The sequence below is a fragment of the Burkholderia sp. S-53 genome (assembly GCF_025560745.1).
GTDB classification, from domain to species: Bacteria; Pseudomonadota; Gammaproteobacteria; order Burkholderiales; family Burkholderiaceae; genus Burkholderia; species Burkholderia pyrrocinia.
This window is the reverse complement of record NZ_CP090482.1, coordinates 947517-960934: the sequence shown is the minus strand read 5'-3', so window position 1 is coordinate 960934 and position 13418 is coordinate 947517. Positions and strand designations below refer to the sequence as shown.

Sequence of the window (13418 nt, the reverse complement as noted above, 5' to 3'; positions counted from 1 at the left end):
CCGGTTCGCACCGGTGAACGGCCGCGGCATGCCGGATCGCGCTGCGGGTGTCATGCAATCGAATAGCCGCCGTCGGCCACGAGCGCATGGCCCGACACATAGCTGGAATCGTCCGATGCGAGGAACGCGACGATCGTCGCCATTTCCTCGGCGGACCCCCACCGTCCTGCCGGTGTTGCTGCGGCAAAGCCCTGCCGTGCATCGTCCGACGGCCAGATGCCGCGGTGATGGAACGGCGTTTCGATCAGCCCGGGGCACAGTGCGTTGACGCGGACGCCTCGCCTGAACCATTCGATCGAAGCGGTCTTCGTCATCCCGATCACCGCGTGCTTGCTCGCGATATAGACCGACGCATTCTCGAAGCCGATGAGCCCGCCCATCGACGCGTTGTTGATGATGCTGCCCGAACCCTGGCGCAGCATGATGTCGGCCGCGTACTTCATCGAATTGAACACGCCGCGCACATTCGGTTCGAACACCATGTCGAAGCGTTCGGCATCCTGCTCGAGCAGCGGCGCGAACACGCCTTCCGTGCCGGCATTGTTGAACGCGATGTCGAGGCGTCCGTAAGTCGATACCGTGAAGTCGAAGAGCTTGCGGAGATCGTCTTCGTTTGCGACGTCCGCGGCGAATGCGCTGGCTTCGCCGCCGGCGGCCGTGATTTCCTCGACCAGTCGATCGAGTTCCGCCTTGCGCCGTGCCGAAACGACGACCTTCGCGCCGCGACGTGCGAGTTCGAGCGCGGATGCGCGGCCGATGCCGGAGCTGGCACCCGTTACCAGTGCGATGCGGCCCTCGAGTTGAGCCGGATGCGTGCTTGCGTTCATGATGAGATTCTCCAGAGTGGTTGACCATCCACGTCGAAGCGACGTCTGATGCGCATTGTGGTCGTTCGTCGGTCGTAAAGAAATGGAACAATGGCGAATTCAGAATTCCAGTGGAAGGAATTAAAATCGCTGCTTCCCGGGCGTCCGAAGGGTTCCTCATGCTCAACCGACTCGACCTCCTGAAGATATTTGCCGCGGCAGCCGCGGCGCCCACGTTCCGCGAGGCGGCGGCGCGTCTCGGTGTGTCGCCGCAGGTCGTCACGCGCGCGGTGCGCGAACTGGAAGAGATGCTGGGCGAAACGCTGTTCCATCGGACGACCCGCAGTATCCGGATCACCGCCTTCGGCCAGTCGTTCGCGCTCGAAGCGCAGGCGGCGCTTGCCGCGGTCGACGGGCTGTTCGGGCCCGCGAACGGTCAGCCCGATGAGCCGGTCGGCGTCGTCAGGATCACGGCCCCGTCAGGCATGGGGCGTTCTTACGTGCAGCCGGTCCTGACCGATCTCATGCAGCGGTATCCGGGTCTCGTGCCGGATCTGCGGCTGTCGGACGTGCCGTCGCCGGTAGTCGACGAACAGATCGACATCGGCGTGCGGGTCGGCGCGATCGGAGACAACCGTTTTGTCGCGCGCATGGTCGGGCCGTTGCCGATGTGGGTCGTTGGCGCACCGGCGCTGATCAAGCGGCGGGGTGAGCCGAACAACCTCAAGGCACTCGAATCGATGCCGGTGACGTGCCTGATCGACCGCGCGAGCGGCCGCGCGTGGCCGTGGATTTTTCGCGGGGAGCAGCAATTCAAACCAGTGTCGCCGTCCTATCTGACGGACGACGCCGAGGCGGAGATCGACGCCGTGTGTGCAGGGTTGGGATTCGGCCAGTGCTCGGAATATCTCGCCCGGCCCTACGTGAAAAAAGGGCGCCTGGTGCGCGTGCTGTCCAGCCTGGAACCCGAACCGTGGAAGCTGCACGTCTATCGGCCGCGGCGCGGCCCGATACCGCGCCGTATCAGGGTGGTGTACGACGAACTGGTCGCGAAGCTGGCGCAGGCAACGTGGCGGGGATAGTCGGAGCCGCGCGGATGCCCGGAAACGATCGAGTCGTGATGCAGCGCGGTGAATGCCCGGTTTCACACTGAATCGACAATAACGATCCGGATTGTTTCCGTTTCGTTGATCGACTCTCCAAAGATTGGTTTTTTCCTGTCAATTATTTGAATTAATGACGACAAGGTCATTCCCGATCCGGAAATCACACTCTCCCAGTATTTGACCGCATGCTGCAAAGATTGAAACAGGGAAAGGAACGTCATTAATCTGCGTACGCGTGCGAAGCGGACCGGCGCGCGTCATTCACAACAATCGGGAGATGAAGATGAAGGGCAGAAATCATTTAGGAATATTGATGATGTGCTTCGTTTTGGCGGCGACAGGTTTGTCCGCGTGTGGCGGCGACGATGCCGGGTCGTCCTCGGGAGCGAGCATGGCGGCGACGGGCACGACCTCGACATCGGCCACCGGAACGTCGACGATGAGCGCAGGCAGTGGAACGGCAACCACGTCGCCCACGGCGCTGCGGCAGATCGCGGTGAATCCGCCGCCGATGGGCTGGTCGTCATGGAACAGCCTCGAGGAAAACGTCAGCTTTGCCACGATCAAGGCACAGGCCGACGGGCTGGCCGCGCTGAACGCGAATCTCGCGACGGGCAACAAGTACCAGTATGTGAATATCGACGAAGGCTGGTGGACCTCCAGAAAGCGGGATGCGAACGGCAACTTCATCCTCAACGTCGACATGAACGGCAATCGCACCAACCAATGGCCGGGCGGGATGAAGGTGATGGCCGATTACATTCACGGCAAGGGGTTGAAGGCCGGCATCTATATCGATGCGGGTCCGCAGGGCTGCGGCAACACGAACGGCACGCATTTCGTCGGCAGCGATTACGCGCACTACGATCATGATTTCCTGCAGTTCGCGCAATGGGGCTACGACTTCGTCAAGGTCGACTGGTGCGGCGGAAGCGCGGCCGGCTACGATCCTCAGCAGGCTTATACGGCGATCTCGCAGGCGATCCGGAAAGCGTATGCCGCGACCGGAAAACTGCTGGTGCTGAACATGTGCGACTGGGGCACGATCGGCAAGAGCGGTTATCCGGACGCGGGCCTCGGGCCGTGGGATTGGGGCGCCGGCATCGCGACTTCATGGCGGACGACGGGCGACATCTACGGGCCGGGAAGCGGCGTACCGAACTTCGGCTCGGTGCTCGGCAACTTCAACGGCAACTATCACCCCGCAGGCCAGCACACCGGTTATTACAACGATCCGGACATGATGGTCGCCGGCATGGGGATGACGGCGGCGAACGATCTCGCGCACGTGAATCTGTGGGCCATTGCCGGCGCGCCGATGATACTCGGCAACGACCTGTCGAAGACGCTGTCGAGCGATACGGTGAGCCTGCTCACGAATCCCGAGCTGATTGCAATCGACCAGGACCTGCTGGGCCTGCAAGGCCTGAAGGTCGCGGACGCCAACGGCCAGCAGGTCTGGGCGAAGCTGCTGGCCGGTGCGGGCAAGCGTGCGGTACTGCTGTTCAACAACGGCACTGCGGCGAGTGCGATGACGGTCACGTGGCAGCAGCTCGGCCTGGCGGCCGGCAAGTCGGCCACGGTTCGCGATATCTGGGCGCACAAGGATCTCGGTTCGGCCACCGGTTCCTATACGGTCGCGAGCGTACCGGCCGGCGGCACGGTGATGCTGGTGCTGAGCGGCACGGACCTGCCGTCGACGACGTACCTGCCGGGCACGCTGTCGGGCGGCGCGACGTATTCGGACTGCGCGGCGTGCGCAAGCGGGAAGAAGGTGACCGGGCTGGGCACGGTGACGTTCGGCAACGTGACGTCGCAAACGGCAGGCGGCTACATTCAGGTCGCGTACCTGAACACCGGAACGGAAACCGTCAACGCGCAACTCGTTGCGAACGGCGGAAACGGCACGACACTCGCGTTCCCGCCTACGGGGAACGCAGTCGGTACGGTGACGGTCTTCGTGAACCTGAAGTCCGGGCAGAACACGTTGGCGTTGTCGAGCGTCGACGGCACGACCGCGGCACCCGCGATCACGTCGCTCGCGGTGGTGGCCGGGCCGGTGAAGGTGCCGCCGCCGCCGCCGATGGCGTATGAGGCCGAGGCCGCCGCCAACACGCTCGCCGGTGCGGCGCGCGTGTCGTCGTGCGGCCCCTGCTCCGGTGGGCAGGACGTCGGTTATATCGGCAACGGCGATGGCACCAGCAACGGGACGCTGACGATCAACGGCATCTCGGTGGCGGCGGACGGCACGTACAGCGTCGTGATCGCCTACGTGAACGGCGATTCGACGCCGCGTAGCGCGCAGCTCGGCTTCGACGGTGCGGCACCGGTTTCCGTGTCGTTCCCGTCGACCGGCGGATGGAGCAACGTATCGACGCTGACGGTGACGGGCGCGTTCAAGCAGGGCAGCGCCAACACGCTGAAGTTCTCGAACCCGACGGGCTGGGCGCCCGACATCGACGGCATCGCCGCGCCGACGAAGCAATAGCGTGCGCACGGCGCGGCTACCCGGTCACGGGCGGCCGCGCCATGCGCCGGGGTGCGAACCCGACGAGGTTCGTCGTCGCGCTCGACGACGACAGGCGAGTGCGTGCTTATGCCTTCTTGATCAGCCCGAGTTGCGTGAGTGCCGTCACTCCGTCGTCGAGGCCGAGCTCTTCGACGATCAGGCCGTCCTTCAGGCGCAGAACCGTAGTCCCGGTGAAGTGCATCCGCCGACCGGTCGCCGCAGGCAGCGAGCCCATCAGGAAGTCGCTGAAAGCCGGGCCCGTGTGCGTGCCGCCCCCTTGCCACTGACCGACCACGTAATCCCCTTCGGCGATCAGATCGGTAACGCCCCGGAAATTGAGATCCGGGAAGGCAGCGCGGAAGTCGGTCATGAATGACTTGATATCCTCACGGCCACGGCGCGGTTCATGAAGCGAGTATTGCAGCAGCATATCCGGCGCCGCGATTTCGTCGACGATGCCGAGGTCGCACTTCTCGCCCCAGAAATTCGTGAACCAGCGGCCGACGACTGCCTTGTTATCGTCTTCCTTCGACATGTTCGACTCCTTGGTGATTTCGGTTGATGGAGAGACGGAGTGGCTCCGCTCGGAACGAACAATAGCGATCGATCCTGCGCACTACTATTCGTTTCTTGCGGTGCGGTTCAATGAATCTTCATCAGCTTCAATGGCACGTGTCCGTGAGAGTTTGAGAGCAAGAAACGGATCGAAGCATCCATCTCGTAGCGATATCGTTCTTGTCGAGAAGGCGGCTCGCGCGAGTAGCGGATGTTGCACGCAAGCGTCCGATGGGCGTGGGTGGATTCGCGTGAATGATCGCTTCGGCCTGGTGAGGATGTCATGAGCATCGATTCTCGATTCGCAACCGAGTGCGAAGGAGCCGTGAGCTTCGTGGATGCGGTCCTGCAAGTGCTGCACGCACAGGCCCGGATCTCGACGCCGACGGACGAAGTCCGATTGGACCGGCTGGTTGCCGGATCGCTGGATCTCGGCGGCCACGAAGCGCTCGTACTGGAGGAGTTGGCCGGCGGAACACGCGCGACAACGATGCGTACACCTGCCCAATTCTTCACTGCCCTGAAGCAGGCGATCACCGAACTGAGACTGTCGAGTTTGTTCTGTTCCAGCAGTCAAGGAGAATTCCATCGGGGTATCTGTCCGGCCGCTTATGACGAGCGTTCGGGGGAACATCATCCGGCAGAAATGGCGGAGTGGCGGGCCGCCTTTCGCGCGATGGCCCCGGAACGACAAATGATGGCTGCGACGATCGTATGGATGTACCGATCCGGAGCCGATTCCATTTGGTTGCGACGGGTACCGTGCACGTGGCGAGCGAACGAGGCGTTGCGCTACATGCACGACGCTGGTTGCCTGACGATCTGGATCAGGCTGATCGCAAGGTTTCCAGGCTGGTGACCCGACCGGGCATACCGGGGCGCAATCGGAGGACCAGGTTCCAGCGGGGCGGCCGCGCCGGCATTGCAACCTGCATCACCTGCCCCTGAGGGATCGGCACGCCAGGCGTGCGCTTCGGGGCCTTCCCCGTGCCTTCGGACGGGAGCGTGGCGGGGCTACAGCCGTTGGTCGACGTTGACACATTGCGGCATCATCATGGAGCCGCCGCACCCATGCCGGGTGCCTGACGATCGACTGGAGACCCTGCATGCCGATACCCCGGATTGAAACGCGCGACGCGATGGGCGATCCCGATGTCGTCCATGTGAACCCGGACCACGTGCTCTGGATGTCGCTGCCGACCGCCGCGCACCGGCGGCCGGACAGCATGGCCATCCGCGTGGACGATCGCGTCAAGGGCGGCAGTTTGCTGATGGCGGACCATCCGCCGGCCGCTCAACTTCTGCAGGATCTCGGCCCGTTCGTGACGGTGACGCTGGCGAACCCGTCGTCCGACTATCCGGACGGCCTCGTGCATATCCGTGCGCAGGCGATCGTCAAGATCGCGACGGACGAGCACGACAAGCCGCTGGCCGACCGGATGCTGGGCTGGGTCCATGTCCAGGACGGCTCGGCATTCAAGGTCAGGGATTACGCCGGCGTGGCCTTGGAATGGCAGGCGTCGGTCGCGGCGGCTGGCCGCTGATCCTTCGGCGGCGCGGTTGGCGCGTTCGCGGTCGGGATCACCTGGCTCGCCTTGCGGCTGCATGAGAGGCGTGCGGTGGGGCGCAGGCGCCATCGCCGCACGCCGTGTCAATGCGGCCCGTCGTTCGTGATTCCCGTTGCATCGAGTTGCCTGAGCTTCGCGTACAGCGTGGTGCGCGAGATGCCGAGTTGTCGCGCAGCGGCCGACACATTGCCGTCGTGCTCGTCGAGCGCACGGCGGATCGCGTCGAGCGACTGCTCGTGCAGGCTTGCCTGCGGGCTGGCGGCCGACGCGGTGCCGCGCACGTCGGCGGCATCTTCCAGCGCATCGGATTGCCGCCGCATCGTCGCCCGATCGAGCGGCGCGCGCACGGCCCGCACCCAGACGTGACTGCCGTCGTCGCGCGCGATCCGCTGCGGCGTGCGCGCCGGTATCAGCAAACGGCGCTGCTGCGCAGGCGTCGCGCCGGGAAAGAGTTGCCGGAGATCGCGCGGTTCGATCGACCCGGCCGGCGCGAGCTCGAGCATCTGTCGCGCGAGCCGGCTCGCCGCGCGCACGCGGCCCGCCTCGTCGAGTGCGACGACACCCGCGAGCGGCGTGCCGAGCCAGCGCGGATCGTACTGCACCTGCAGCAGATGGCAGTCGCGCAGCATCGCATACAGCCGCTGCTCGGCGGACAGTGCCGCATGCCGGAACTGCTCGCGCAACTGCACGACATTGCGCCGGCCGACGCCGGTGATGTCCAGCGCGCCGATCACTTCCCCGTCGAAACCGACCAGCGGCACCGCGAGACAGAACACGCGCGAGAATTCGTCGAGATAGTGCTGCGCGCCCGCGACAATCGCCTCGGTGCCGTCGTGAATCACGCAGCTCGGCGCGGTCGTGCCGATGTTCGGCTCGACGATCCGGCGCCCGGCGATGATCGGCGTCAGCAGCGCGTCGTCGCAATGCGGGCTGCGCCGCGCATGGACGATCGTGCCGCGCGGATTGACGCAGAAGATCGTCCACTCGCTGCCGCCGAACGCGGCCCACAGCTGCTCGATTTCCTGCGCGACGCAGCGGGTCAGCCGCCGGTCGGCGCGCGACTCGTCGAGCTCGCGCTGCATTTCATAGTGGGCGATTTGCCACGGCCGGAGCCCGGCGTCGCGCGAACGCAGCCACGAGCGCGCGACGCTGGCCGGCAACGCCGTTTCCGGCAGCGGTTCGCCCGCGGCGAAGCGGGCGCGGAGCCGGTCGAGGTCGACCGGCCGCGAGGGAGATTCGGGTGCCGTCTTCACGCTGCGCTCCATGAGGGTCGAAGGTCCGGGCCGGGCGTGCCGGCGTGGCGTGTCGCGCGAATGCGTAATATAGCCCGGCGCTCGAAGCGGGGTATTTTCCCGAAACGGGGCGCCGCCGCGTGCCGCCGGGCGGCCCCGGCAGCCGGCGGCGCCCCCGCGCTCAATGCGGCAAGCGCAGGATCGGCTTGAGCGTGATGCCGTTGCTGCTGTCCTCCGCGGCCTGGTTGATCTGCTCGAGCGGATAGAACTTCACCAGCCGGTCGAACGGAAACCGCCCTTGCAGATGGAGCTGGACGAGCTGCGGGATGAACGTCTGCGGCACGCTGTCGCCTTCGACGATGCCGCGGATCGAGCGGCCGCCGAGCAGCAGGTTGTTGACGTCGAATTCCGCCTTCGTGCCGAGCTTCGGCGCGCCGACCACGCCCATCGTGCCGCGCGAGCCGAGCGCTTCGATCCCTTGCGACAGCACGGCGGGCAGTCCGGTCGATTCGAGCGCGAAGTCGACGCCGCCGCCGGTGATCGTGCGGATCGCGTCGACGACGTCGACTTCCTTGCTGTTGATCGTGTGCGTCGCGCCGAGCTCCAGGGCCAGCGCGAGCCGCGACGGCACGATGTCGACGGCGATGATGGTCGTCGCGCCGGCGACGCGCGCGGCCATCACGGCGCTCATGCCGACCGCGCCCGCGCCGAAACTCGCGAAGCTGCTGCCCGGGCGCACCGCGAGCGAATGGATCACCGCGCCGGCGCCGGTCTGGATCCCGCAGCCGAGCGGCCCGAGCAGTTCGAGCGGCGCTTCCGGCGGCACCTTGATCGCGTTGTTCTCGCGCGCGAGCGCGTAGCTGGCGAACGACGACTGCGCGAAGAAATGGTCGTGCAGCGGCTGCCCGTGTTCGTCGCGGATCGCGGTCTGCCCGTCGGCGTCGGCGCCGCCGAAATTCAGCCCGAAGAAGTGCCGGCAATACGCGCCGTGACCGCCGACACAGGACGGGCAGTGGCCGCACGCGCCGTAGGTGAGCACGACGTGATCGCCCGCGGCGAGCGTCGTCACGTTCGGGCCGACCGCTTCGACCACGCCGGCGCCCTCGTGACCGAGCACGGCCGGCAGCGGCACCGGGTAGTACTGGTCGCGCACGATCAGGTCGGTGTGGCACAGGCCCGTCGCGACGACGCGCACCCGTACCTCGTCGCCGCGCGGCGCGCGCAGGCGGGCGGATTCGATCGAGAAGGGCGCGCCGGCTGCGCGCGCGACGGCCGCGGTGACGACGCGTGAATCGTTTTCCGTGTACATGTTCGGTCTCCTCGTCAAATCGGATACAGCGGCGCTTCGCCCTTGATCGTCAGCCACTGCCACTGCGTGAACTCCTCCCAGTTCGCGGCGCCGCCGATGCTCGAGCCGTTGCCCGAGGCGCCGACGCCGCCGAACGGGTTGATCACTTCGTCGTTGACCGTCTGGTCGTTGATATGCAGCAGCCCGGTGTTCAGGCGCTCGCCGATCCTGAGCGCCCGGCCGACGTCGGCGGACAGGATCGCCATCGACAACCCGTATTCGCTGCGGTTCGCGAGCGCGATGGCGTCCTCGTCCGTATCGAACGGCACGACGACCGCGACCGGCCCGAAAATTTCCTCGTCGAACGCCGGGTTGCCCGGTGCGACGCCGCTCAGCACGGTCGGCTCGAAGAACAGGTCGCGATGGCCGCCGCCGGTTTCGACGCGCGCGCCCGCACGACGGGCCGCGTTCACCAGGCTCGCCGCATGGTCGAGTTGCGCGGCATTGATCAGCGGCCCGAGGCCGACGTCCGCGGTCGCGGGATCGCCGACGCGCAGGCTTCGGGCCTTCTCGACGAGCTTCGCGACGAAGCGGTCGTGAATGCCGCGCTGCACGAGCACGCGGCCGGTCGCCATGCAGATCTGGCCTTGATGCAGATACGCGCCCCATGCGGTATTGGCGACGGCGCGGTCGAGGTCGGCGTCGTCGAGCACGATCAGCGAGTTCTTGCCGCCGAGCTCGAGCGAGACCTTCTTCAGATGGCGGCCGGCCGCCTCGCCGACCTTGCGTCCCGCCGCGGTGGAGCCGGTGAACTGGATCATCGCGATGTGCGGATCGGCGACCAGCGCGGCGCCGGCCGCGCCGTCGCCGGGAAAGACGTGCAGTACGCCTTCCGGCAGGCCGGCGAGCTCGAACACGCGGGCGATCGCGACGCCGCCGCATACGGCGGTACGCGGATCGGGCTTCAGCACGACCGCGTTGCCCAGCGCAAGCGCCGGCGCGACCGCGCGTATCGCCAGGTACAGCGGGAAATTGAACGGCGAGATCACGCCGACGACGCCGCGCGGGCGGCGCCGCGCAAGCGACAGCCGGCCGGCCGCCGACGGCAGGACTTCGCCGGCCGCGCGCGACGGCAACCCCGCCGCTTCGTGCAGCGCCTTGATCGTGACGGACGTTTCGAACGACGCCTTCGCGCGCGTCGATCCGCTTTCGCGCACGAGCCAGTCGACGATCGAATCGAAGTGCGTTTCCGCGACGGCAGCCGCGCGGCGCAGGACGGCCGCGCGCTCGTCGTACGGCAGGCCGAACCACGCGGGCTGCGCGCGATGCGCGGCGGCTGCCGCGTCGGCCACCGCCGCGCCGTCCGCGAGGCCGACGCGGCCGAGCGTGTTGCCGGTCGCGGGTTCGACTACGTCGACCGCGTGCGGGCTGGCGTGCCAGCGTCCGTTGAAAGTCTTGCCGTGCCAGACGTCGGCGTCGAACAGTGCCGTGTTGCTGCTGCTATCCATGTACGCTCCTGAGGAAATTCCGACCCGCCGGATCGGGCCTTGCATCGCCCCGACCGGCATGCGCGCGAGGGTAGGCGGCCGGGAGGAAGCGGAGCCATCCGGGTTTGTTCCCACCCGCCGCACCCGCGCCGGCCGGTGGGGGCGCGCGTCGACGTGTGCGGAAACTGAACACTCCGATACCGCCGGGCGAACGGCGTGTCGTTTCCGCCCTCACGGCGGCTGGGACGCGCGCCGTCGAGCGAAACAGCGGGTGTCGCCGCACGAATCGGCGAGGACGTCGATATCCGCGTACCGACTTCCTGCCGATCGTTCACCGAAGTCGAAGTCGCAATCCGGCAGGCCAGCCACGCCGTTGTTCCCTCAGGAAAACCCTGATCCGCTCCCGGCGGGCCGTGGATTTCGGCCGGATTCCCCGGCTCCGGGAGCCGCCGCGTCACGCCCCCGCGCAAGCAGCGGCTCGAGCGCGCACGACCCCGTGCCGTCAGGCCTTCAGGCCCATATACCTAGCCAGATAAGGTATGGCGCATCGCAATATTTCGCGTATCGAGTCCAATTTCAATACCTGTCAGGTATTGAAAAACACGCCTAAAAGTATTGGACGGTGCATTTGCCCGGCGCGTATAAATCCGTCCCATGAACTCCCCACTTGCAGCGTGCCCCATGTCCTCCGCCACCGTCGAACGCATCGAAACCCGTCTCGTCGACCTGCCGACGATCCGCCCGCACAAGCTGTCGGTCGCGACGATGCACGGCCAGACGCTGATGCTCGTGAAGGTGTTCTGCAGCGACGGCGTGACGGGCATCGGCGAAGGCACCACGATCGCCGGCATGGCCTACGGCCCGGAAAGCCCCGAGGCGATGAAGCTCGCGATCGACGCGTACCTCGCGCCGGCGATCGTCGGCAAGGACGCGACGCGCATCCAGACGCTGATGGCATTCGTCGGCAAGCTCGCGAAGGTCAACCACTTCGCGAAGAGCGCGCTCGAAACCGCGCTGCTCGACGCGCACGGCAAGCGGCTCGGCGTGCCGGTGAGCGAACTGCTCGGCGGCCGCCGGCGCGACCGCCTGCCGGTCGCGTGGACGCTCGCTTCGGGCGACACGGCCGCCGACATCGCCGAAGCCGAACGGATGCTCGACCTGCGCCGCCACAACATATTCAAGCTGAAGATCGGCGCGAAATCGCCGGACGCGGATATCCGGCACGTGGCCGAGATCAAGAAGGCCGTCGGCGATCGCGCATCGGTGCGCGTCGACGTGAACATGGCGTGGAGCGAAACGCAGGCCGTGCGTGCGATTCCGGCGCTGGCCAATGCCGGCTGCGAACTGGTCGAGCAGCCGGTCGCGTCCGCCGCGGCGCTTGCGCGCCTGATGCGCCGCTTCCCGGTCGCGCTGATGGCCGACGAAATCCTGCAGGGCCCCGACAGCGCGTTCGACATCGCGAAGCATCACGGCGCGGACGTGTTCGCGATCAAGATCGAACAGAGCGGCGGACTCTTCGCGGCGCAACGCGTGGCCGCGATCGCGGACGCGGCCGGCATCGAGCTGTACGGCGGCACGATGCTCGAAGGTGCGTTCAGCACGGTGGCCTCCGCGCACCTGTTCGCGAGTTTCGCGAACCTGCAGTGGGGCACCGAACTGTTCGGGCCGCTGCTGATCACCGAAGAGATCCTGACGCAGCCGCTCGATTACAGCGAGTTCGAACTGACCGTGCCGGACGGCCCCGGTCTCGGCATCGAACTCGACGAGGACAAGGTCAGGCGTTTCACCCGCGACGGGCTGACGAAAGTCGCGCGGTAATACGAGTCACGCAAAGCCGTCATTCCCCTAAAACCACGTGGAGACATCATCATGAGCGTCAAAGTTTTCGATACCCGGGAAGTGCAGGATCTGCTGAAGGCCGCGTCGAACGCCGGCGGGAACGGCGGCAACGCGCGGACGCGGCAGGTCGTGCTGCGCCTGCTCGGCGACCTGTTCAAGGCGATCGACGATCTCGACATCACGCCCGACGAAGTGTGGGCCGGCGTCAACTACCTGAACAAGCTCGGTCAGGATGGCGAAGCAGCGCTGCTCGCGGCCGGCCTCGGCCTCGAGAAGTATCTCGACATCCGGATGGACGCCGAGGACCAGGCGGTCGGCCTCGACGGCGGCACGCCGCGCACGATCGAGGGGCCGCTGTATGTAGCGGGCGCGCCGGTGCGCGACGGCGTTTCGAAGATCGACCTCGACGCGGACGACGGCGCGGGCCCGCTCGTGATCCACGGCACGGTGACGGGCCTCGACGGCAAGCCGGTCGCGGGTGCGGTGGTCGAATGCTGGCACGCGAACTCGAAAGGCTTCTATTCGCACTTCGACCCGACCGGCGCGCAGACCGAGTTCAACCTGCGCGGCGCGGTGAAGACGGGCGCCGACGGCAAGTACGAATTCCGCACGCTGATGCCGGTCGGCTACGGCTGCCCGCCGCAGGGCGCAACCCAGCAATTGCTGAACGGTCTCGGCCGCCACGGCAACCGCCCGGCGCACGTGCACTTCTTCGTCGACAGCCACGATCACCGCAAGCTGACGACGCAGTTCAACATCGACGGCGACCCGCTGATCTGGGATGACTTCGCGTATGCGACGCGCGAGGAGCTGATTCCGCCGGTGGTGGGCAAGACCGGCGGCACGGCGCTCGGCATGAAGGCCGATGCCTACCAGGACATCGAGTTCAACTTCGTGCTGACGCCGCTGGTACAGGGCAAGGACAACCAGATCGTCCACCGCCTGCGCGCAGCCGCGACGGCCTGACCGCCCGACGGCGCGGCGCGGATGCGCCGCCGCCGGCCGGGTTCCCGCGAGATTCAACCGAT

12 protein-coding genes are annotated in these 13418 nt (G+C 66.7%); 6 read left to right on the top strand and 6 right to left on the bottom strand.

Annotation, left to right across the window (positions count from 1 at the left end; all coding sequences use genetic code 11):
* Positions 1-50: 50 nt before the first annotated feature.
* Positions 51-827 (bottom strand): SDR family NAD(P)-dependent oxidoreductase, encoded by a 777-nt coding sequence (locus tag LXM88_RS03975; protein WP_262530648.1) that lies wholly within the window; start codon positions 825-827, stop codon positions 51-53.
* Positions 828-985: 158 nt separating this feature from the next.
* On the opposite strand from LXM88_RS03975, the gene LXM88_RS03970 reads away from it, so the two are divergent.
* On the top strand, positions 986-1888 hold the full coding sequence (locus LXM88_RS03970; protein ID WP_262531637.1) for a LysR family transcriptional regulator: 903 nt from the start codon (positions 986-988) through the stop codon (positions 1886-1888).
* Between the two features lie 321 nt (positions 1889-2209).
* Here LXM88_RS03970 and LXM88_RS03965 read toward each other — a convergent pair whose 3' ends face one another.
* The gene (locus LXM88_RS03965; protein WP_262530647.1) at positions 2210-2338 is read right to left on the bottom strand and encodes a hypothetical protein; all 129 of its coding nucleotides are present in this window, start codon (positions 2336-2338) and stop codon (positions 2210-2212) included.
* 13 nt (positions 2339-2351) lie between these two features.
* On the opposite strand from LXM88_RS03965, the gene LXM88_RS03960 reads away from it, so the two are divergent.
* Positions 2352-4400, top strand: coding sequence for an alpha-galactosidase D (locus LXM88_RS03960; RefSeq protein WP_262530646.1), 2049 nt, complete (start codon positions 2352-2354; stop codon positions 4398-4400).
* 106 nt (positions 4401-4506) lie between these two features.
* Here the strand turns inward: LXM88_RS03960 and LXM88_RS03955 are convergent, their stop codons facing one another.
* The gene (locus LXM88_RS03955; protein WP_262530644.1) at positions 4507-4956 is read right to left on the bottom strand and encodes an ester cyclase; all 450 of its coding nucleotides are present in this window, start codon (positions 4954-4956) and stop codon (positions 4507-4509) included.
* Positions 4957-5259: 303 nt separating this feature from the next.
* Between LXM88_RS03955 and LXM88_RS03950 the strand changes: the two genes are divergently transcribed.
* Both LXM88_RS03950 and LXM88_RS03945 read left to right on the top strand, forming a co-directional pair.
* Complete coding sequence (locus tag LXM88_RS03950) at positions 5260-5835, top strand: hypothetical protein (protein ID WP_262530642.1); 576 nt, start codon at positions 5260-5262, stop codon at positions 5833-5835.
* A 247-nt stretch (positions 5836-6082) separates the two neighbouring features.
* Complete coding sequence (locus LXM88_RS03945; protein ID WP_262530640.1) at positions 6083-6520, top strand: hypothetical protein; 438 nt, start codon at positions 6083-6085, stop codon at positions 6518-6520.
* A gap of 107 nt (positions 6521-6627) precedes the next feature.
* On the opposite strand, the gene LXM88_RS03940 is transcribed toward LXM88_RS03945, so the two are convergent.
* The 3 genes from LXM88_RS03940 to LXM88_RS03930 all read right to left on the bottom strand — a co-directional run bounded on the left by LXM88_RS03940 (position 6628) and on the right by LXM88_RS03930 (position 10572).
* Positions 6628-7797 (bottom strand): helix-turn-helix domain-containing protein, encoded by a 1170-nt coding sequence (locus tag LXM88_RS03940; protein WP_262530638.1) that lies wholly within the window; start codon positions 7795-7797, stop codon positions 6628-6630.
* A 160-nt stretch (positions 7798-7957) separates the two neighbouring features.
* Positions 7958-9085: an NAD(P)-dependent alcohol dehydrogenase gene (locus LXM88_RS03935; RefSeq protein WP_262530637.1), complete on the bottom strand. Its 1128-nt coding sequence runs from the start codon at positions 9083-9085 to the stop codon at positions 7958-7960.
* 14 nt (positions 9086-9099) lie between these two features.
* A complete protein-coding gene (locus LXM88_RS03930; protein WP_262530635.1) occupies positions 9100-10572 on the bottom strand; it encodes a benzaldehyde dehydrogenase in 1473 nt (490 codons plus the stop codon).
* Positions 10573-11232: 660 nt separating this feature from the next.
* Between LXM88_RS03930 and LXM88_RS03925 the strand changes: the two genes are divergently transcribed.
* Both LXM88_RS03925 and catA read left to right on the top strand, forming a co-directional pair.
* Positions 11233-12369 (top strand): muconate/chloromuconate family cycloisomerase, encoded by a 1137-nt coding sequence (locus LXM88_RS03925; protein ID WP_262530633.1) that lies wholly within the window; start codon positions 11233-11235, stop codon positions 12367-12369.
* 51 nt (positions 12370-12420) lie between these two features.
* Entirely contained in the window at positions 12421-13356 is a 936-nt protein-coding gene (gene catA, locus LXM88_RS03920; protein ID WP_262530632.1) for a catechol 1,2-dioxygenase, read from the top strand.
* Positions 13357-13418: the final 62 nt, after the last annotated feature.